The sequence below is a fragment of the Microcoleus sp. B13-B6 genome (genome assembly GCF_036705405.1).
Classification (GTDB): domain Bacteria; phylum Cyanobacteriota; class Cyanobacteriia; order Cyanobacteriales; family Microcoleaceae; genus Microcoleus.
In genome coordinates, this window is sequence record NZ_JAUBUJ010000012.1 from 82,784 (window position 1) to 103,325 (window position 20,542).

General features: G+C 44.1%; 23 protein-coding genes. 13 read left to right on the plus strand and 10 right to left on the minus strand.

Translation table 11 applies throughout. The annotated features are described in order from the left end of the window. The first annotated feature begins 692 nt into the window (after window positions 1-692). Entirely contained in the window at window positions 693-1,790 is a 1,098-nt protein-coding gene (locus QUB35_RS07780; RefSeq protein ID WP_333140919.1) for a phosphotransacetylase family protein, read from the plus strand. An 85-nt stretch (window positions 1,791-1,875) separates the two neighbouring features. On the opposite strand, the gene QUB35_RS07785 is transcribed toward QUB35_RS07780, so the two are convergent. After that, a complete protein-coding gene (locus QUB35_RS07785; protein WP_333140920.1) occupies window positions 1,876-2,040 on the minus strand; it encodes a hypothetical protein in 165 nt (54 codons plus the stop codon). Between the two features lie 28 nt (window positions 2,041-2,068). Here QUB35_RS07785 and QUB35_RS07790 point away from each other — a divergent pair, with 28 nt between their 5' ends. The 3 genes from QUB35_RS07790 to QUB35_RS07800 all read left to right on the plus strand — a co-directional run bounded on the left by QUB35_RS07790 (window position 2,069) and on the right by QUB35_RS07800 (window position 3,629). Then, window positions 2,069-2,572 (plus strand): hypothetical protein, encoded by a 504-nt coding sequence (locus QUB35_RS07790; protein ID WP_039887610.1) that lies wholly within the window; start codon window positions 2,069-2,071, stop codon window positions 2,570-2,572. Window positions 2,573-2,587: 15 nt separating this feature from the next. Beyond that, window positions 2,588-3,004, plus strand: coding sequence for an MAPEG family protein (locus QUB35_RS07795; RefSeq protein ID WP_333140976.1), 417 nt, complete (start codon window positions 2,588-2,590; stop codon window positions 3,002-3,004). Window positions 3,005-3,137: 133 nt separating this feature from the next. Continuing rightward, the gene (locus tag QUB35_RS07800; RefSeq protein WP_333102569.1) at window positions 3,138-3,629 is read left to right on the plus strand and encodes a YajQ family cyclic di-GMP-binding protein; all 492 of its coding nucleotides are present in this window, start codon (window positions 3,138-3,140) and stop codon (window positions 3,627-3,629) included. 91 nt (window positions 3,630-3,720) lie between these two features. Here the strand turns inward: QUB35_RS07800 and QUB35_RS07805 are convergent, their stop codons facing one another. The 5 genes from QUB35_RS07805 to QUB35_RS07825 form a co-directional block, all read right to left on the minus strand. Next, the gene (locus QUB35_RS07805; protein ID WP_333140923.1) at window positions 3,721-5,340 is read right to left on the minus strand and encodes a mucoidy inhibitor MuiA family protein; all 1,620 of its coding nucleotides are present in this window, start codon (window positions 5,338-5,340) and stop codon (window positions 3,721-3,723) included. Window positions 5,341-5,598: 258 nt separating this feature from the next. Further along, window positions 5,599-6,489 (minus strand): methylenetetrahydrofolate reductase, encoded by an 891-nt coding sequence (locus tag QUB35_RS07810; RefSeq protein WP_333140925.1) that lies wholly within the window; start codon window positions 6,487-6,489, stop codon window positions 5,599-5,601. Window positions 6,490-6,627: 138 nt separating this feature from the next. Then, the gene (gene trpS / locus QUB35_RS07815; RefSeq protein ID WP_333102566.1) at window positions 6,628-7,638 is read right to left on the minus strand and encodes a tryptophan--tRNA ligase; all 1,011 of its coding nucleotides are present in this window, start codon (window positions 7,636-7,638) and stop codon (window positions 6,628-6,630) included. Window positions 7,639-7,774: 136 nt separating this feature from the next. Next, window positions 7,775-9,178 (minus strand): hypothetical protein, encoded by a 1,404-nt coding sequence (locus QUB35_RS07820; protein ID WP_333140927.1) that lies wholly within the window; start codon window positions 9,176-9,178, stop codon window positions 7,775-7,777. A 1-nt stretch (window position 9,179) separates the two neighbouring features. Beyond that, entirely contained in the window at window positions 9,180-9,518 is a 339-nt protein-coding gene (locus tag QUB35_RS07825) for a hypothetical protein (protein ID WP_333140929.1), read from the minus strand. Between the two features lie 128 nt (window positions 9,519-9,646). On the opposite strand from QUB35_RS07825, the gene QUB35_RS07830 reads away from it, so the two are divergent. Both QUB35_RS07830 and QUB35_RS07835 read left to right on the plus strand, forming a co-directional pair. Continuing rightward, window positions 9,647-10,027 (plus strand): hypothetical protein, encoded by a 381-nt coding sequence (locus tag QUB35_RS07830; protein WP_333140931.1) that lies wholly within the window; start codon window positions 9,647-9,649, stop codon window positions 10,025-10,027. Between the two features lie 9 nt (window positions 10,028-10,036). After that, entirely contained in the window at window positions 10,037-10,540 is a 504-nt protein-coding gene (locus QUB35_RS07835; RefSeq protein WP_333108020.1) for a hypothetical protein, read from the plus strand. 284 nt (window positions 10,541-10,824) lie between these two features. On the opposite strand, the gene QUB35_RS07840 is transcribed toward QUB35_RS07835, so the two are convergent. Then, window positions 10,825-13,617 (minus strand): CHAT domain-containing tetratricopeptide repeat protein, encoded by a 2,793-nt coding sequence (locus QUB35_RS07840; RefSeq protein WP_333140934.1) that lies wholly within the window; start codon window positions 13,615-13,617, stop codon window positions 10,825-10,827. A gap of 245 nt (window positions 13,618-13,862) precedes the next feature. Between QUB35_RS07840 and QUB35_RS07845 the strand changes: the two genes are divergently transcribed. Next, window positions 13,863-14,114, plus strand: a complete 252-nt coding sequence (locus QUB35_RS07845) for a hypothetical protein (protein WP_333108022.1) — start codon at window positions 13,863-13,865, stop codon at window positions 14,112-14,114. Further along, entirely contained in the window at window positions 14,111-14,458 is a 348-nt protein-coding gene (locus tag QUB35_RS07850) for a type II toxin-antitoxin system PemK/MazF family toxin (RefSeq protein WP_333140936.1), read from the plus strand. Before QUB35_RS07845 ends, QUB35_RS07850 begins: the two co-directional genes overlap by 4 nt. Window positions 14,459-14,509: 51 nt before the next feature. On the opposite strand, the gene QUB35_RS07855 is transcribed toward QUB35_RS07850, so the two are convergent. From QUB35_RS07855 to QUB35_RS07865, 3 genes are all read right to left on the minus strand, one after another. Beyond that, window positions 14,510-14,725, minus strand: coding sequence for a HEPN domain-containing protein (locus QUB35_RS07855; RefSeq protein ID WP_333140938.1), 216 nt, complete (start codon window positions 14,723-14,725; stop codon window positions 14,510-14,512). Further along, window positions 14,722-15,048 carry a nucleotidyltransferase domain-containing protein gene (locus QUB35_RS07860; protein WP_333140940.1) on the minus strand — a complete coding sequence of 109 codons (327 nt, stop codon included), beginning with the start codon at window positions 15,046-15,048 and terminating at the stop codon, window positions 14,722-14,724. Before QUB35_RS07860 ends, QUB35_RS07855 begins: the two co-directional genes overlap by 4 nt. Before the next feature lie 139 nt (window positions 15,049-15,187). Beyond that, on the minus strand, window positions 15,188-16,303 hold the full coding sequence (locus QUB35_RS07865) for an HlyD family efflux transporter periplasmic adaptor subunit (protein WP_333140942.1): 1,116 nt from the start codon (window positions 16,301-16,303) through the stop codon (window positions 15,188-15,190). Window positions 16,304-16,785: 482 nt separating this feature from the next. Between QUB35_RS07865 and QUB35_RS07870 the strand changes: the two genes are divergently transcribed. From QUB35_RS07870 to QUB35_RS07890, 5 genes are all read left to right on the plus strand, one after another. Continuing rightward, a complete protein-coding gene (locus QUB35_RS07870; RefSeq protein ID WP_333140944.1) occupies window positions 16,786-17,013 on the plus strand; it encodes a secretion protein HlyD in 228 nt (75 codons plus the stop codon). Between the two features lie 169 nt (window positions 17,014-17,182). Then, on the plus strand, window positions 17,183-17,362 hold the full coding sequence (locus QUB35_RS07875; RefSeq protein WP_333140946.1) for a hypothetical protein: 180 nt from the start codon (window positions 17,183-17,185) through the stop codon (window positions 17,360-17,362). Between the two features lie 220 nt (window positions 17,363-17,582). Continuing rightward, window positions 17,583-17,807, plus strand: a complete 225-nt coding sequence (locus QUB35_RS07880) for a secretion protein HlyD (RefSeq protein ID WP_333140948.1) — start codon at window positions 17,583-17,585, stop codon at window positions 17,805-17,807. A 169-nt stretch (window positions 17,808-17,976) separates the two neighbouring features. Continuing rightward, the gene (locus tag QUB35_RS07885) at window positions 17,977-18,156 is read left to right on the plus strand and encodes a hypothetical protein (protein ID WP_333140949.1); all 180 of its coding nucleotides are present in this window, start codon (window positions 17,977-17,979) and stop codon (window positions 18,154-18,156) included. Window positions 18,157-18,291: 135 nt separating this feature from the next. Then, window positions 18,292-20,502 carry a peptidase domain-containing ABC transporter gene (locus tag QUB35_RS07890; protein WP_333140951.1) on the plus strand — a complete coding sequence of 737 codons (2,211 nt, stop codon included), beginning with the start codon at window positions 18,292-18,294 and terminating at the stop codon, window positions 20,500-20,502. Window positions 20,503-20,542: the final 40 nt, after the last annotated feature.

The window sequence follows — 20,542 nt, forward strand, 5'->3', positions numbered from 1 at the left end:
TGTAGATCCGCTCAAGGAAACTCAATCTACAGCCCTTGAACTGCGATCGGCCTAGCATCGCAATCAGCCTCTGGGCTGCCGAAATTCCAGCCCACGCCGCCCGACAATTTATGTATTGAGAAGCTAGAACCCGGATTCTAAGCAGCTTATTGCTCGCAGTGCCACCGATCAGTTTTAACGCGGGCGATCGCACTAATAATTAATAACTAATCATACAACCTATCCATTTTTAATTATATGCAAAACTGCTTAGGCAAGCACCGTACTCTCTTCCTATACAATCCTCTATTTAGCCACTAAAAAAACTATCTTCAACCCTCTAAGTAGGCTTTTAATGTAAAATTAACCATTTTTACCGTGTTATTTTTACTCGATAAAATTCGAGGTTGATATCTCAGCGAGGCAATCCGAATGCCTAAAAGTATTACAATTAAAATCGGCTTTCAAAGGAATTATGGGCGATAAATACTTATCAAAACCTGCTGGCAAAACAAACAATTGAAAAAGTGGTTTCCCAAAATCAAGTAAAAAGAATGGGAAGAAAAGGGTTGCGAACAGGTGAATAAAAGTTTTCCGCAAAAAAACAATGTGCCCAAAAGCGACAAAATCGAGTATAATAGTATTGCCAAATTGAGGATCAGTTCAGAAATACTGTAGAAAAAACTAAATTTATTGAAATAGACAGGTGCAAATTGAGGATTGAAGGCGTACCAAAATTGACTAAATATTTGCTGATCGGTTCCACAAAAGCTTACAGCGGCAAGTCGGCCATCGCCCTGGGGATGGCACTCGGACTCCGGGGAAAAGGACTGGCCGTCGCCTACGGCAAACCTCTGGGAACCTGTTTCAGCTCGCCCGGAGCTGGGATCGAGGACGAAGACGTGCGGTTCGCGGTAGAGACGCTGAATCTCTCAGAAAGCCAGATGCCGTCAACACTGCTGTATTTGGATGAAGAGACGGTTCACAAGCGTTTGCGGGGAGAAGACAAGACAGATTACCGCCAGTCTTTAGCGCAATATTTGCAAGCTCCCAGCGGAGACTTGGCGCTGTTAGAAGGCCCAGCTAATTTGGAGGAAGGCAGTCTGTTTGACTTGTCTTTGGCTCAAATCGCTGAGGCAATTGATGCCTCTGTGCTGTTGGTAGCCCGCCCGATCGATCTGTATGTAGACGATTTGCTGTCGGCTAAACAGCGTTTGGGTTCGCGGTTGCTGGGCGTGGTACTCAACGACGTTCCCTCGGACAAACTCGAATCCGTAACGGCGACTGTGCGGCCTTTTCTGGAGGCTGCGGGTATTCCAGTTTTGGGAATGCTGCCGAGAAGTGCTTTGCTGCGAAGTGTCAGTGTCAAAGAATTGGTGCACCAATTAAAAGCTGATGTGCTGTGCCGTCGAGACCGTTTGGACTTGATGGTGGAAACCTTGACAATTGGCGCGATGAATGTTAGTTCGGCTATGAAGTATTTCCGCAAAGCGAGAAATATGGCGGTGGTGACGGGGGGCGATCGCACGGACATTCAGCTAGCGGCTCTGGAAAGCTCGACTCAGTGCTTGATTTTGACAGGTCACTTGCCTCCTTCTCCCCTGGTGATTGGCAGGGCAGAAGAAATGGAAATTCCGGTTTTGTCTGTTGATTTGGATACCTTAACCACGGTGGAAATTATCGACAGCACCTTTGGCAGCGTGCGCTTGCACGAACCGATCAAGGTGGAATGCGTTACTCAGCTAATGGCAGAACATTTTGACCTTGAGGGCATGATGGCATCCTTGGGCCTGAGCGATCGAGTCCATTAATAACACAGCCGGAGCTGAGGGAAGAAGGTATTCGGCAGAGAGAACTTTTTGTTTAAATAAATAAAAAGCTAAAATTCTTAAATTCTCAATTTTTCTTGAATTCTACCTTGAGCTCCGGCTGGCCAATGTCGGAAGACATTCTGCCTTCTGGCTTCCTCAAATCTCCCGATCCTCTAGTCTGATCCGGTAAATCAGCAATTCTTAACTTCTTTTTGGCGGCAATGGCTAGTGAGTCTGCTAAAATCCACAACGTAGTTTTATTTAATTTAATAAATTCTTTGAGTCAATCAATTGAGCTACCCAGAGTAGATGATTTTTTACAAGAACTAGCGGCGATCCAGCAAACCAGCTCCAAGCGGATTGCTCTTTTGGGTTCTCGCCACGTTCCTATTACCCACCAGCAGCTAATTGAGATGCTGAGCTACGCCATAGTTCTGGGAGGCAATCAGCTCATCACTTCTGGCGCTACAGGCACCAATTCAGCCGCAATTCGGGGGGCAATGCGAGCAGATCCTAATCTGCTGACGGTGATTTTGCCACAAAGCATGAGTCGCCAGCCTCGGGAGTCTCGCGACCAACTCGAACAAGTGATACATTTGGTAGAAAATCCCAAAAATGATAGCTTGTCTCTCCCGGAAGCAAGCGCCATGTGCAATCAGGAGATTATTTCTCGCTGCCAGCAACTGATATGTTTTGCTTTTCACGAAAGCCACACTTTGCTGAAAACTTGCCAGGATGCGGAGGAACAGCGCAAGGTGGTTACTCTGTTCTATTTTGATTGAACTGCGAGGCGGATGATGCTGTTGGGATTACCTGTGTCGGTTATTCTGCTTGATTGTATTGCAGCTGCTGCTGCGCTGGTTTACGCACCGTTTTTGGTGGTTGCGTTCGCCCGCTTGCAGCTAGGCTACGATCAAGCAGCCCCCCGCGCTATGTTTGAGAGGTTGCCTGCTTACGCTCAGCGGGCAACTTGGGCTCACCAAAATTCGTTTGAGACGTTTATGCTGTTTTCAGCGGCGGCTTTGATGGCTTTTGTGACGGGGGTAGATTCGGAACCGGCGGGTTGGGCTGCGATCGCTTTTACGATCGCCCGGTTGTTGTTTTCGGTTTTCTATATTCTGAATGTGCCACTGGCGCGATCGCTCATGTTTGCGATTAGTTCTTCTTGCACTGTTTCTTTATTCTATTTCAGTTTAATGGCTGTTAACGGCTAATTTTCAGTAGTCATTGGTTATTGGTTATTGGTTATTGGTTATTGGTTAGTTGTTAATGCCCAATGCCCTGTTTGGCCAATGCCCAATGCCCAATGCCCTGTTTTGCCAATGCCCCCTTACCAATTACTAATTTATGGCTGCTAGTTATTCCTTTGATATTGTCAGCGAGTTCGATCGGCAAGAATTAGTTAACGCTGTTGACCAAACAACGCGAGAAATTCAAAGCCGCTACGACTTAAAAGATACCAAAACTACCGTAGAATTGGGCGCAGAATCCATTACGGTAAATACGGACAGCGAATTTACTCTCGACGCAATTCACACTGTTTTGCAAACTAAAGCCGCCAAGCGCAATTTGTCTCTGAAAATTTTTGATTATGGGAAAATTGAAGCTGCTAGTGGTACTAGAGTACGCCAAGAAATCAAACTGAAAAAAGGGATTGACCAGGAAGTTGCCAAGAAAATCACTAAATTAATTCGAGATGAGTTTAAAAAGATTCAAGGTTCGATTCAAGGTGATGCAGTGCGCGTTTCGGCTAAGGATAAGGATGATTTGCAGTTGGTGATTCAACGGTTGAAGCAAGAAGATTATCCGATGGCTTTGCAGTTTACCAATTACAGGTAAATTTGATAGTTTTTCGGGACTTCAGTCCTCATCCGTGGTGACGAATCAGGACTAAAGTCCTGACTACAAACAAGTTTTTATCGACTTAATATTAAATATCTAAACCCGTGACTGTTAAGTCGGGAGGATGTTCGACAACAAACTGGTAATATAACTCTTGCTTTGCTTGCGGTGGCAGAGACATTATCCATTCTAGTAGTCCCATTTCACCTGCTACTATCTTCGGATTAGTGAGAGTCGATCGCACTTTAATTTGTTCATTACGGCTGACGGGCAATTGCTCTTTTAGTGTCAGGTGTATCTGCACCTGATGCAAGTTTGTCACATTTAAGCGATAAGCGTAACTCGTGCGCCTCTGCTGACCGATCAGTTTTTTATCTACTTGTCTTTCTACTAATTCCCGCTCTATTTTTAGCCCTTCATCTATTCCTAAATTCAGTTTATATTCTTGGCCGGGGGAAACATTTTCTAACTGCACAGTACCAACAAAAGTGTTGTCGCGAAAGATATTTGCTTTACCGGGAAGCAGAGTTGCGCCTGTCAGCGGATTCACAACAACTGCTTGCAAATAGGCAAAACTGACTAATCGCGGAACTGCAATATATTCAGGTTTAAAGGGATAATTTTCGCCGAAAATAGTGACTTTGTGCGGCGTGCCGTCGCTGGGAATCTTAGTATTTCCGCCTACTTGAAATGAGACTGTACCGCCTTCTCTAGATACTTGGGCTGTGGCTATTTGAGCTGCTAGGGGCGCTCGTGTTATGGAGCGTGAACGGCCTGCAAAACCTTCAGATAATACCTCTTCTAGGTCTAAAAAATCATTCTCTGATGAACCCCTACCAAAAAATTGCTCTGGCTCGGTTTTATCAATATACCAAGGTTCTAGTTTTGGTGGGAGAGTTCCCATTCCGGGTTTGGCTGTAGATAAAGTAAGCCCTACTCCCGTCCAATCTTCGCCGGTATTTTGATTGACTTCGGCTAGGTAATTGAGATTAATTTGGTTGTTGGTAGTGTTTACTCGCAAGTCGTAAAGGGGAGTCCAACGGGCTCGCGTGACTACATAGGAAACTTCTAGTTCAAAATTCCCGCTGCCACTGGGTTCAATGGCAACAATGATGTTAAAACTTTGCTGCGAATGGGGAGTTTGTACTTGCCCCAACTGCTGCTGCAAAGCTTTTATTTGCTTGTCTATTTCGCGCTGCTGTTTTTCGTGTTGGGCGATCGCACTTACATATTTTAGGTAATTAGTTCCTAAAAAATTGAGCAATTCGCCAGTTTCGTTTAAACCTACCTGCTGTTTGGCGATGCTGCTGGAAAAGAAACCGACGCTTTTTTCGCTCAAACCTTCCACAAATTGGAGCTGAATTTTTCGGGCGGTTATTTTGTCGTTAATTCCCCGTCTTTGGGTTTGTAACTCCTTAATTTGTTGGGTTAATTCGGCAGTGCGATCGCCCACTGGTTCGCTGCTAAACACTCTGTGGCAGCGCACTCCCAGCAATCGCACAGCAACTGTACCCGCACCCGTGGCCCTGACTGACTCTGTGTCGAGGGTTGCGGGGAGAGAGGCGATCGCCAATTCTCGCTCGTTTCCCGTCAAAGCGACTGTACCGCGCCGCGTCACCAAAGCGCGATCGGTGTAAACTGTAACTTCGGATATGCTAGTATCTAGTATTTTAATCGTATCAGAATTAAGTATTTCTGAGTCAGTCATTGCCAGTTGCTCCTATTTAATAACCGTTTAGTCGATCGAGCATTTTTCAAAGTAGTTTATTAATCAAACTCAGAAGTTATTGGATTATCTACAGCGGGGGAGGGCGGGTTGACGAGCTCATTAGTTTTATACATTGATGGTTGGTCAAACCCGCCCCAACAGTTGGATGTTCAAAATGGTAGCGCGGGGGTGGGCAGGTTTATAAGATCGTTAATGTTAGGCATTGATAGTTGGTAAAACCCGCCCCAACGGTTAATTTTAGCTCAGTGGTTCGATTCCTGCCAAATCCAAAATTTGAGGAATTAAATCTTCTCGTTTGACGGCCATCATGTGAACTCCTTGACAAATCTGCCGCGCTAGCTTGACTTGTTCGGCAGCAATTTTTATGCCTTCCTGCAAGGGTTCTGGAGCTTTAGCCAAACGGTCGATCGTCTCTTGTGGGATGTGAACTCCCGGCACGTATTTTTTAATAAATTCAGCATTTTTAGCTGATTTAAACAAAAATATTCCTGCTAAAACTGGCTTGTTGCAGCCTGCAGCAACGTGGTGCATAAACTTATCCAAAACTTCAAAATCAGTAATTAATTGACTCTGAAAAAACTGTGCTCCAGCCTCTACTTTTTTCTCAAATCTACTTTGCAAACCCGACCAACTGGGGCATTGCGGATCGACGGCAGCACCGACAAATAAATCGGTAAATCCGTCTGTTAAAGGTTTGTCATTCCAGTCTTTGCCGCCATTCATTTTCTGAATGACTTGTAACAGTCGAACTGATTCCAAGTCGAATACACTTTTTGCTTTCGGATGGTCGCCCGCTTTGACGGGATCGCCTGTAAGTGCTAATACATTGCGAATGCCTAAAGCGTGGGCTCCCATGAGATCGGCTTGCAGGCCAATTTGATTGCGATCGCGACAAGCAACTTGACAAATTGGCTCAATTCCGTGCTGAACTAAAATCGCCGAAACTGCTAGGGGGCACATTCCCAGCACTGCGCGACTCCCGTCGGTGATATTAATGGCGTGCACTCTGTTTTTGAGGCGTTCAGCCATTTGAATTGTGTGAGTCATGTCGCCGCCTTTTGGGGGGGCAACTTCGGCGGTAATTATAAATTCTCCGGGGGTGGTGCAGGCTGTGCGAAAACGGTTCATGATTATTTGTCTGTTATGGGTTATTTGTTATTTGACAGTTGACAGTTGTTAGTTGACAGTTGACAGTTGACAGTTGTTAGTGGGTAGTTGGCAGTGGTCATTCTTAACCAGTAACCAATAACAACTAACCACTAACAACTAAACAGGTAAAGAATAACCGAAAGCTGTCTTAACCTTAGTTAGAGTTTGATTAGCAATAGCTTCTGCTTGTTCTCTTCCACGACGTAGTACAGACTCTAAATATCCCCGATCGTCCATTATTTCCTTGTATTTATCCTGAATAGGTTTGAGGGCATTAATTGTCGTCTCTGTCAGCAAGGGTTTAAAATCTCCCCAACCCATGTTTTCACACTCTGTTGCTACTTCTTCCTTAGATTTGCCGGAAAGCAGGAGATAAAGTGTCAGCAAATTTCTAGCTTCGGGGCGATCGGGGTCGTCAAAAGTCAAACCGCGCACGGCATCTGTCTTGCAGCGCTTGATTTTTTTGGCGATCGTATCTGGCGAATCCAATAAATTAATTCGACTTTGTTCGGAAGGGTCAGATTTCGACATTTTGCGCGTGCCATCTGTCAAACTCATCACCCTCGCACCGTCAGTCCGAATTAACGGTTCGGGAAGTTTCAATACTGGCTTTTCGGGTGTGCCGAATTGGTGATTTAATCTGATGACAATATCGCGGGTGAGTTCCAAATGCTGTTTTTGGTCTTCTCCCACTGGCACTTTGTCGGCATCGTAAAGCAAAATGTCTGCTGCCATTAACACCGGATAATTTAGCAAACCGGCGTTGACATTTTCACCTTGTTTAACTGCTTTTTCTTTAAACTGAATCATATCTTCGAGCCAGTTAATCGGCGTAATACAGTTGAGCAGCCATGCTAGTTCTGTGTGCGCCGAGACGTGGGATTGCACGAAAATAGTAGAATATTCTAAATCGATGCCGCAAGCTAAATACAGTGCGGCGATCGTGTAAGTGTCGGAGGCTAGAGTTGCTGGATTGTGCGGTGCGGTAATTGCGTGCAAATCGACTACGCAGAAGTAATTTTCGTACTGACTTTGATTTTCTACCCAGTTGCGAATTGCACCGAGATAATTGCCGAGGTGAAGATTGCCGGTTGGCTGAACTCCCGAAAGAACGCGCTGTTTGCCCATGAGGAAAGAATAGAATTGAACGTCACATTTCTATATTGACACGTTATTTTGATTTAAGATACTCTTGGTTGAAATTCGAGCGATCGGCAACGATCTAAATCCCAGCCTTAAAAAGCTCGCTGTCAAGTGTCAACTGTCAACTGTTTTTCGGTTTAGTGCGCCACCAAGTGAGGCCGGCTGCGAAAAGAGCGATAGCAAAACTCAAGGCAAACGAAAATAGAAAGGGATGCCATTGCATTAAAATTGGGATTTGATGGTTTTGCACTGTCTGGAATACTTTGTCTGTGCCGCTGGAGGCTGCGATGCCGCCGGCTGCTAAACCGACGCCGATCGCCTGTACTGTGCTTTCTAGGCGATCTTCCCGATTTTTCTCTGCTATCTCGCTGTTGCGGAGTGCGATTTGGTTGGTGCGATCGCTCCTGGCTTGTTCTATTTCTACTATGCCGCGAATTGAGGCGATCGCCTGTTCGATTAAGCTTGTTCCGTGTCGGAAATATCCTAAGTCTCCGGCAATTTGCGATCGCATATAAGGAGCAGTTTTTCTACTGAAGTTATTTAATATTGATAGTTCTTCCTTATCAATTCCTAGTATATCACAAATTTTCGACAAAATGTCAGTGTAATTGTTAAGATTTAGCGCAATTGTATTGTCATAATCTTCGAGTTTCCGCAGCAGGCGAGTATAAGTTACTGCTTTGCTGAAGAGTTGCTTTAACTGTTCCTGAAATTCCTGCAATTGGGCGGAAGTTAATACAGTTCCTCTGGAAAATTGAGCCTGCAAAATCTCCATATTTTTCTCAATGATGCGGTATTCGCGATCGAGTTCGCGGTAAATCTGGCGGCTGTCTTGAAAAGCTTTGATAATTTTGTTGCGGTGAAATAGTAGGTCGAGTATTTCTTCCTGGCAAGTGTTAAAATCCTTGTCGGTTTGTTTGTCGGAAAGCAGCCAGACAAGCAGGTGGCGGTAATTCGCAATATCGCTAATTGAACCGTATTCAAAAATCGGACTACCGAACAGTTTACTCGCTCGGTAAAATACAGGCGGCGAGTCGCCCTGAAATAAAGCATCGCGACATTTATCGGCGAGGGGTTTGAGGGAATCTAAATTATTTGGTGAGTTTTCGGGAAGCCATGCGGTAATCAGAAGAGTTTGACCTAAAAAGTTATCATCTCCACTGATGAGTAAGGCTTGATTTGGGTTGAATTGCTGGATTAGATCGACATCTATATTATCAGCAGTGCCGTCTTCCGGGCAACCTATATTTAAGCAGAAAGCATAGCTGTCTTGAATTTGTAGCGGTTGGGCAAAACCTTCTACGGGCGGATTGCTGTTAAATCGTAGTGCGACTGTTTGCAACAAATCCTCGCGGTAGCTGTGGGAATTTTGCGGGAAAACTAGGTTGGATGTTAGCTGTTTATCGGTGAAGTTGGCGAGGATATTGTCGCAGTGTTTCCACAGAGGATTATTGCTGCCCTGACTGTCATTGTACAGTTGGAAAGCATATAAATAGACATTGGGGGCAGAAATTTTGTCGCTCATGTTATTGGCGCGGTGGCTGTGAATTGGGGAGGCGTTTTTTGAGGCTTTCGGGTAACTCTGGATAGCGGTTTAATAGTTTTGGTTCTTGCTCTTCTTTTTTGGTGGGTTGGGGTTCTGGTTTTCTATTAATAATTGAACGGAGGGTATCTCTGATTTTAGGATATTTTTTGCACCATATCCCAATAGTATCCGCTACTTCCTCATCAGATTCATCAACCATCTGAGATATCATCTGGTTGAGGTTTGCTAAATCTTCTACTGCTCCCACATCCTCTAATAATTCGGCTTTAGTCTCAAAAACTTGCAGAAATGCTGATATATAACGTTGGTCGTCATTCATGGCAGATTTTCTATTGTGTTAATTGAATTTGGAGATTTTTAGGATTTTTGTTCGAGCATTGTCTCTATGTTAATTCTATGATACCATCGGAGACAATTTAGTGTCAATTTTTTTAGGAGTGGCAAGCATTGACCTCAAGTGATGAAGTAATTCAAGGTGCGGGATTCACGGTCAAATCTAGTAAATTTGACTTCTTTTTTGGTCGCGTCACCTCTACTCCCACAAATACTAGGCGGTCTTTAGATAATTTAAGAGATTTGAGAACGCTAGGAATTGACGAAGTATCTGGGGGGAAAGAAAAGCTATTAGAAATATTTGCCGAAGGATTAAATGCACCAGAAGTTGAAGGCGATCGAACAATTAACGAATATGGCGCAAACATTTCTCGTAAAGTAGAATTGAGAGGGGGAGAAAAACCGGGGGCGATTGTGGTTCGATATTTTTATCCTGAAGGCGACTTAGATGCAAATCCTCAAGTTACTTCAATTGTACCGTTAATTTATCAATAACCAGCTACCATGAAAATTGAAACTATTAGCAAATCAGAATTCGACAAAATTCCAGGCATTCGGCAAATTATTGGCCACGAATACGCTCAAACATTTGCTTGCCTTGACTTGGGGGAAGTTTTGGGATGTTACGGACTGAGTTGGCGGGGTCAATTAGTTGAGTTAAGCATCGAGCATTCTCACGAGAAAAAGATGCTATGGATGGGAATTGAACAGCAGTTAGTAGCTATTTGCCTGGAAAGCGGCCGCATTTGTCTGGCAATGCCTTTGACGGGTAATTTAATTCAGATGGCTGTTATTCACAAAGTAACTGCTGTTTTGACTGAAAATGAGATATTATTATTTAACTCGAATGGTTCCCTCAGATTTAATCGCGGATTGCCCGATGTTCCCGAACAATTTTCGGCGAGCGATGATAACTTAGTAATTGAATTAATGGAGGGCGATCGTTTCAGCTTAAATTTGCAAACGGGACAATTCCGAAAATTAGTTGGGGAGGTTTTAAGTTCATAAAATCACCTATTCCGATAAATTTGTAGGGGCGGGTTCGCCGATGTTTTGGAATCAAACCAACCAACTAATAAACCCGCCCCCACCCACGATGCCGGGGCGGGTTTTTGAGATTTACGGTGTGGTTTCACAGACAGTCGCGAACCCGCCCCTACAGCAATTATATCTATTTTTTACAATATCAAATCCCCAATTTTAACAAATTTGTAGGGGCGGGTTCGCCGAGATTTATAAATCAAACCAACCAACTAATAAACCCGCCCCCACTCATGCAAAAAACCTTTGGGTTATTGTCCAACGGCACAAAAAGCCGCCCAGTATACAGGGGATTGGCAAGGGCGATCGTCATCATCGTAATCGCGTTTATAATTCTTTTGAATCCTGTTTTTACTTTCACTATCCAGTAACTTTGAACGCTCGGCCCAATCTACCAAATCTTGCACCGTTGCATCCCGCAGCCACATTTGAGAATCGCGCAAAGCAATCGCCACAGGCGGGCGACTTTCAGACAGCAAAAGTTCGTAAAACTTAATCATCAAAATCGCCGTAGATACATCGTTGACTGCCCACAAAGTGCTAATTATATTCGTGGTTCCGGCATATAAAAAACCGCTAGGCAATCCGATATACTCATCAGTGCTATCTCCAATATCCGTTAACCCAGTTTCGCAGGCGGAAAGCGTAACTAAACTGCACTTACTCAGCGGCAAATCAAAGATTTCTTCCAGCGTCAGACATTTTTCAATGTCCAACAATTCGTCTTGGGGGGAACGAATATAACTTTTGTTTTCGGAGTCAGTACCATCGGTGGCAGTTTTTGCCCCTGCTAAGATTAAAGCTGATTTCCGAGGATTGGAAAAATCGAAAAAGCCGTGACAGGAAAAGTGGGCGATGTCGGCATTGTGCAACGCTTCAAGCTGTTGCTGCAATCCTGTCTTGCTTGCCTTTTCTCGAATCAAAACTTCGGCAGGATTAAAGAATTTGGCAATTGCTTCAACTTCGATGTCGGTGAAGTCTAAATCTTCTGTCGGGTTTTGAATGGCAAACAATCTTGTGGGTGATGACTCTTCCCCAGTCCGATTTACTCGCTGAGATAATTGTAATAGCTGACAACTGGGAGTATATCTCACACCGCCTGGGAAAAGTTCGAGGAGACTGCCAGTTTCTTCTACATTTTGTCTTAGCCTTCGGCTGCTTAAGGCGTGAAGCGGGAATAAGTGCAAATATCGGAAGGGAACTAATATTAATTTTTGGCATTTTTCTGGGATACGAGAAATTATTTCATCGATGTGCAAGATTTCAGCTAATTCTTCCAGGTGGGTTTCTAGCTGATTTCTCCAGTTGTCAGCTTGATGGATGTAGTCGTTGATATACTCGCTTGCACAATCTCCTAATACTTCTAAGTCTGCATCGGAAGATTGCCAGACATTGGGTTGGATAGAGTCGCGAGTAATAATAAAAACTTTAAAGTCGTTAATGGTAATGTACCACTCCAAAATTGCCTCATCTTCACCTAACAGACTGCGAGTTTCTTCAAAATTAATTCGCTGTACATTTTTCGGGAGATTGCGGGCTTTGTGAAACAATTCTACTAGGTTTCTGGTTTTGCTGCGTTCGACGTATTCTAGGGCGACAGTTTTATTTTGCATTTCTAGGCAAACTTCTACCATTACCTGATAAAGTTTATTCCATTCTTCGGCTAATTTCTGTCTGTCTGCTTCGCCGCCGATAATAATTTCACTCCGCATTGATTCGACTGTATCAATGGCGGTGTTAAAGGTATTGTAAGCTTCTGGGAGTTGGCAATTATCCAGGTAGGCAAATCCGAGATTAAATAAGGTTCCAGCATTACCTATAGGAAATGCCTCGCGGGTGCGAACTGACAAAGCTGCTTGATAAGCGGAAATCGCCTTTTTTAGATTATCCGCTTTTTCGCCTCTGATTCTGTCGCTATAGGCATTCGCCAAATTATTTTGAGTCTTTGCCCAATATTCAGAATATTCCTCGCGGGTGCGAACCGACAAAGCTGCTTGAAAAGCGGAAATCGCCATTTCTAGATTATCCGCTTTTTCGCCTCTGATTCTGTTGCGGTAGGCAAGCCCCAAATTATTTTGAGTCATCGCCCAATTTTCACGAAATGCCTCGCGGGTATAAACTGACAAAGCTGCTTGAAAGGCGGAAATCGCCATTTCTAAATTATCCGCTTTTTCGCCTCTGATTCTGTTGCAGTAGGCAAGCCCCAAATTATTTTGAGTCATTGCCCAATTTTCACGAAGTGCCTCATGGGTGTAAACTGACAAAGCTGCTTGAAAAGCGGCGATCACCCTTTCTAGATTATCCGCTTTTTGGCCTCTGATTCTGTCGTTGTAGGCAGCCGCAAAATTATTTTTACTCCTTGCCCATTCAAGGGGAAATGCCTCGCGGGTGTAAACTTCCAAGGATGCCTCAGAAGCGGAAATCGCTATTTCTAGATTATCCGCTTTTTCGCCTCTGATTCTGTTGCGGTAGGCAATCGCCAAATTATTTTGAATCGTTGCCCAATTTTTAGCATATTCTTGACGGGTACAAACAGTCAACGCAACTTCATTACCTGCAATGGCAATTTCCAAATTACTCGCCCTGCTGCCTAAAGGAAAATCTTGGATTGCATTACTAAAATTGACAATAGCTGCAACTGCTGTTATTGAAATGCGACTTTGTTGCATTGCCCAAATTCGCAAATTAGCAGCAAAATCATCATCGAGCGAGTTGAGATTATCTCGCATTAGGGGATAAATTACATTAGGATCGCCGTCGCTTTTTTCCGTCGCATGTAACAATTGCATCAAAATTTTTAACTTAAAAATAGCAGGGGATTTTTTCAACCATTTAGCGATTTCGTTAGCCACATTAGTTAAAAAAATCGCTGCATTCTCATTACCTTCCTTCCGTTTAATTTCTGCCGCCACTTGTATTACCTGCACCAACCCCGCGTCAACTAACTCGGAGTGTGCCTGCAAAATTTGGTTTTCTTCCCCGCTGGGGCAATTCAGTAGCGATTCAATTAGATTGAGATAGCCTTGGTGGCGCGCTTCGTTCATTGCTGACAACCCATGTTTTTAGAATTTTACATTCTTTGTCGGGGAAAAACAAGGGGAAAACCCGACTTGCTGAATCGTCTGGAGTCGTTGGAGTGTGCGTCATAAGCTGCTACGCCACTATGTCGTATAATATAGATACAAGATAAGTAAGCGATCGCAATAATGAATCTATTCGGAATGGGCCCGGTCTCATTCAAAAAAATCTCGATGATTTGCGATGGGGCAAAAAACAAGAGGAAACTAAAATGATTTCACAAACTTTAGTAGAAATTGAACGTTCTATTAGTTCCCTGTCGATAGAAGAACAACTTTGGCTGCTGGAACGTATCGCTTGCCGAGTGCGGGAGAAAACTTACATAGCTAATAAACTCGCTAATGCTAAATACCTGGAAGCAGAGATAGCAGAGATGGCCAACGATCCAGATATTCAAGTTGAGATTGCTGCGATCGATCGAGAGTTTATTGTGGCAGAAATGGATGGTTTACAAGCACTATGAGCATTCAGCGAGGGAAAATTTATTTTGTCAATCTTAACCCAGTTCATGGAAGAGAACAAGCTGGAATGCGACCTGTTTTGGTGCTTTCGATTGATACTATTAACCAGTCACCCTTAGTTGTTACTGTCATTGTCGGCACTAAAGGAACTAATATTCACCGCGAATATAGAACAAATGTGCGTGTTTCTGCGTCTGAAAGTGGTTTGCAAATAGAAACAGTTTTCCTCTGTTTTCAGATTCGATCTTTGGATCGAGAGCGATTTCCTACTGATTCTGCAGGGGAACTTTCCGCAGAAAAGATGTTAGAAGTTGAATCGGCGGTTCGTTACTGTTTAGGTTTATAAAAGTTTGGAGTGTTTAATTAATATTAACGATCGCATTTTCAGCATTGGTATTTAGGATGACGGCAGAGTTCCAATCAGATTTTGATCTAATTCGATAAATTGTTCAGCACAGTTAATTTGTTCCGCTAAAAATGCCTCAGCAATGTAAAACATAGCATAATAAGCGCGAGCAGCGGCATAGCCGGGAAAGCCATTATCTAACAGTAATTTTGCCGCACTGATGCTTTCGCGAGATTTCTGGATTAATTCTAATTGTTCGGGTTTCATAAAGCTATTCCCTCTTTACGAATGTTCCTCAATAAAGGCCCGTTGTAGTGCAAAAACCGATTTTCGTCCATAAACAAACAGCTAATCACTTCATCATTTTGGAGAGACAAGTCTGCCCGAATATGGCTGATTCTTTTGATTTCTTCGCCGGGATTGACTTGCCCTTTGAGAACTACCAAAACATCAATATCTGAGTCGGGATCTGCGTCGCCCCGCGCTTGGGAACCGTAGAGTACCATTTGGGTGAGACGATCGCCGTAAAGTTGCTCGAAGTGCGATCGCAATTCAGTTAAAATGGTCTTGAGTTTATCGTTGATTTTCATATTTGCGATCGATGTTATGTATTTAGTATATATCTAACTATACTCGGCGGTTGAAACCGCGTCTACACAAACAAAACCCGCCTTCGCGGGTTGAAGAGTGTGCGGTTTCAACCGCCGTCTCAAAATAACTAATGACTAATCACAAATCTGTCAGCAACCTGGCTTTCCGCAAAACAAATGTCAGAACAGTTTCTTCGCCGGTAATAATATCGGCTCTGCCTTCCATTCCCGATTGAATCGAATACTGGCGGGGAACATTAGCCTGGGAGTTTCCGAAGAATTGGCCGTTGGCGGATTTGAGTTTTGTTAAATAAGTTTGTTCGGGCTTAATTGCCACTTCGTAATAAGCTGTACCTAAATTATTAGTGGGATTTTGAGGGGCGATCGCATCTGGGGCGATTTCGCTGACAGTTCCTTTTAATGTGCCGTAATCGGGGAAAGGCAAAGCTGAAATCCTGATCTGTACGGGTTGGCCGATTTGGATGCGGGCGATGTCTTGGGATGTCACCTTGGCTTTGACTACCAGGGGTACGTCGCTGGGGACGATTTGGGCGATCGCGCTGCCGGCTTGTACGGTTTGACCAGTATTTCGTACTTCCAATCTGAGAATTGTACCATCAGCGGGCGCGCGGATCACGCTATTTTCGAGTTTTAAGTCAATTTGATTTAGTTCTTTTTTAGCTTGAATCAATTGTTGTTGAAGAGACGATCGCTTAACGAGCAAAACCCGCCGACTTCTGCCCAGTCTTTCGGCGACATCTGGCAGCGATGTGGCAAATTTTACTAAAGCGGCTTCGATTAATTCCTGTTGGGCGGAAGTTTCACTTTGGATGTTTTTAAATTGGGCGCTGGCCAAAATTTGATTTTCTAAGTCGCGCAGTTGCTGGTTGATTTGCTGTGCTGCTGTTTGAGACTGATTAATTATTTCTTGTAACTGCTTTTTTTGGTCGCCCAAACGCGAAGCGTCTACAACTGCGATCGCATCTCCTTCTTTTATTGTCTGATTTTCGCTGACAGCAATGCTTTCGACGGTTCCTTCGGTTGCTGCTTGCACGACGCGCACTTCTCCGGCTGGACGGACGATCGCATCTGCTTTGACTGTAGCGCTGTATTTGGTGACGCTAGCGAGGGCGATCGCCCCGCCAAAGGTCGCCACCATCAAAATGCCCCCCAAAGTCGTCCAGCGGCTGACAGGGGGCAAAAACTGGTCGTTATCAAAGGTTTCAGTGGGTGTGGCTTCGGGAGTGAGAGACATGGCGGCAAGGGGGAGAGGGGAATAGTTTGGAGTTTTGAGTTTTGAGTTGGGGGAGAGGGAGAGCTCAATCGCTGATTTCTTTTGTCACTTTTACGATCGGCTTTCCGGAAACCAAGCATAGGTTTAGAAGTCTAAATCAAAATTCACAGGGTAAAGGTAAAAATCCGCACAGCTTTGCCGTTCCCACCCACAAACTTCGCCAAATATCAAGAGGAGTGAAGCCAGCGGGCCACTGTCATTCAATTTTAGATTTTAGATTTTAGATTTTGGATTGACTTGCGCGAGATAAATGCGGGGGCAATAAGTGATTTTCGATTTTAGATTTTGGATTGATTCCACGGATAAATCACGTGGCGGGTACCACCTTTGAAATTCGTGGTCATGAAATACGGCGTTTCCGCAAAGAGTTTTGGCACTGTTACCGGGTTTTTCCTGTATGCGTAGGTAGTAAGTAAGTACATAGGTATTAATAGGAGTTATTTATGTCAGAAAATCAACAAGGTTCACTCTTCATCGAAGTAACCGATCGAGAATCTGCTACTGTCAACGGTGGCAGCATTACCAGCAGTGTTAGTGGTTCTAAAAGCAACAGCGAGACGGATAACAGCAGCAGCTATGGCCTGAATATGCTGTTTTTCCTGCCGCAGCCTAACCAGCTTTATCTGTACGATCCGAGCCGCGCTCGCACTTACAAAACCCTAGTGGTTTAGATAGCTGAGTCAAGTTGTGCGATCGAGTAAATTTTCAAAATTTATCGGTAATATTCCGGAAGCCGCACAGCACTACCAGAAGTATTAGTCAGTATTTACACGAGGCTCTAGAAATTAAATAATATTTCTAGTTCCCCTTCAATTTTATTAACTTAAACGGAGTCAAATCATGCAAGAAACAAAGGACAATTCACTGTTTGCTGAACTCACCCCTGAAGAATCAGCTAGCGTCAACGGCGGTCACTATACTAATCGATACAATTGTCAGCGGCAGCGGCGCAGTTGGGTCGTGTACCGCCGGAATTGCGACGGTTCATACAGAAGAGTAGTCCGCTACGCCTACTACTAAAATTTAGTGCTAGTCTATTCAGATATATAACTGTGGAATCGAGAAAGCACCCATAACTTTAGGGGTGCTTTTTGCTGATTGGGTACTCGGTGAAGAGTAATGTTCATTAGGCTCTACTCATTATTTATTTTGCCAAATGTTAAAGAACATTCCTTTTATCCGAGAAATGCCATTATTCGGACAAGTCAACAGGTTTATGAAATATCAGTAGGAGTTCTTTATGTCCGAAAATCAACAACATTCACTCTTCACCGAACTAACCGATCGAGAATCTGCTACTGTCAGCGGTGGCAGGATTACCAGCGGTGTCAGTGGCGCTAACAGCAACAGCGAGACTGATAACAGCAGCTATGGCCTGAATATGCTGTTTTTCCTGCCGCAGCCTAGCCAGCTTTATCTGTACGATCCGAGCCGCGATCGCCCTTACAAAACCCTAGTGGTTTAGATAGCTGAGTCAAGTTGTGCTATCGAGTAAACTTTCAAAATTTATCGGTAATATTCCGGAAGCCGCACAGCACTACCAGAAGTATTAGTCAGTATTTACACGAGGCTCTAGAAATTAAATAATATTTCTAGTTTCCCTTCAATTTTATTAACTTAAACGGAGTCAAATCATGCAAGAAACAAAGGACGATTCACTGTTTGCTGAACTCACCCCTGAAGAATCAGCTAGCGTCAACGGCGGTCACTATACTAATCGATACAATTGTCAGCGGCAGCGGCGCAGTTGGGTCGTGTACCGCCGGAATTGCGACGGTTCATACAGAAGAGTAGTCCGCTACGCCTACTACTAAAGTTTAGTGCTAGTCTATTCAGATATATAACTGTGGAATCGAGAAAGCACCCATAACTTTATGGGTGCTTTTTGCTGATTTGGTAGTTGGTGATGAGTAATCTTATTTATGCTCTACCATTATTCATTTTGCAAAATGTTAAAGAACTTCCCTTTGATCGGCAAAATGCCATTATTCGGACAAGTTAACAGGTTTAAGAAATATCAGGTTGTTCTCCAGCAGAGCGAAGAAGATTGCGGGGCGGCTTGTTTGGCTTCGATCACCAAATTTTACGGACAGAATTTTACAATTAGCCGCTTGCGAGAATTTGCCGGCACTGGGCAACAAGGGACGAGTTTACTGGGCTTGAAACAAGGAGCTGAGGCGATCGGCTTTAATGCTCGATCCGTGCGAGCCGCGGCTGCTATTTTAGACAAGCTCGATGATGCCCCTCTACCGATGATTATTCACTGGAGCGGCTATCACTGGGTTGTTTTGTACGGAAAACAGGGCAACAAATATGCGATCGGCGATCCAGCCGTCGGTATGCGCTATGTTTCTAAAGCAGAATTAGCAGCAGCTTGGACAGATTGGCTGTGCTTGCTAGTAGAACCCGATGCGGAGCGGTTTTTTGCGGCCGCAGAGGGTCAACCGCCCGCCAATTCCTTACAAAAATGGATGCGCCGGATTGGGATTTATCGCCCGATTTTAATGGAAGCATTTTTGCTGAATGTGGTGTTGGGTTTGCTGTCGATTTCTTCGCCTTTTCTCGTTCAACTGCTCACTGACGACATCCTGGTGCGGGGCGACAGACAACTCCTGGCGAGTGTGGCGATCGCAGTTATAGTTATGAACCTTTTTAGCAGCAGTTTAGGATTGGTAGAGTCGAACTTAATTGCTCAGTTTTCCCAGCGTTTAGAATTGGGATTGGTGATGGAATTCGCGCGCAAATTCCTGCGATTGCCTTTGAGCTTTTACGAAACCAGACGCAGTGGCGAAATTGTCAGTAGATTACAAGATATCCAAGAAATCAATAAATTAGTTTCTCAAGTCGCTATCAGCTTGCCTAGTCAATTTTTTATCGCTGTAGTTTCTTTTATTTTTATGTTATTTTACAGCAAGGAACTGACTTTAGCAGCTACAGCTATAGCTCTGTTAATGACTGCCTCTACAGTGGTATTTTTGCCCGTATTGCAGCAAAAAACGCGCAGTTTATTTGTGCTGGAAGCAGAAACTCAAGGCGTTTTAGTAGAAACTTTTAAAGGCGCGCTGACTGTCAAAACTACTAGCAGCGGTCAGCAACTTTGGGAAGAATTTCAAACCCGCTTCGGTCGCTTAGCCAAGCTCACTTTTCGCACTACACAGATTGGCATTCTCAACAATATATTTTCAGGTTTTGTTGCCTCTGCTGGCAGCATTACTCTGCTGTGGCTTGGTAGCGGTTTGGTGATTGACAAGGTATTGAGTATAGGTCAGTTGCTAGCGTTTATTAGCATGAATCAAAACGTTACTACTTGGGTGAATTCGCTAGTAGGATTTACTGATGAAATGACTCGCGTGCAGACAGCAACTCAACGGCTGTCGGAAGTCATTGATGCTGAACCGGAAACTAAAGACGATACGAATAAACCTTTTGTAACTATTCAGGGGCGCGACGGTATTGTTTGCAAGAGTGTTAATTTTCACTACCCCGGCAGACTTGATTTGCTGGAAAATTTTTCTGTCACCTTTCCCGGCGGTCAAGCAATTGCTTTAATTGGTTATTCTGGCTGCGGAAAAAGTACGCTAGCAAAAGTAATTGCTGGTCTGTACCCGCTGCAATCTGGTAATATTAGAATTGGCGATTACAACTTGCAGGATTTGTCTCTCGACAGTCTCAGACAGCAGGTGGTTCTTGTACCCCAAGAAGCGCATTTTTGGAGCCGTTCGATTATGGAAAATTTTCGATTGGGCAGTCCAGATATCAGCTTTGAACAGATTGTGAAAGCTTGCAAAATTGCGGGGGCGGATGAATTTATCAGCCAATTGCCTGATAAATATCAAACAGTTTTAGGGGAGTTTGGAGCGAATATTTCTGGCGGACAAAGACAAAGATTGGCGATCGCCCGCGCCATTCTCAACAACCCACCAGTATTGATTTTAGACGAATCTACCGCAGGGCTTGACCCCGCAAGCGAAGCGGAAGTCTTAGAAAATTTGTTGATGTATCGACACGGGAAAACGACGATTTTTATCAGTCACAGGCCGCGAGTGATCGATCGCGCCGATTGGATTATCATGTTAGAACGCGGCAGGTTGAAAATGCAAGGCTCGGCTGCAAAATTGCGATCGATTCCAGGAGACCATTTAGAGTTTTTGCATCCTTGAGCTAGTTAATAAAACGACAGGTTGAAATCTGTCGCTACAC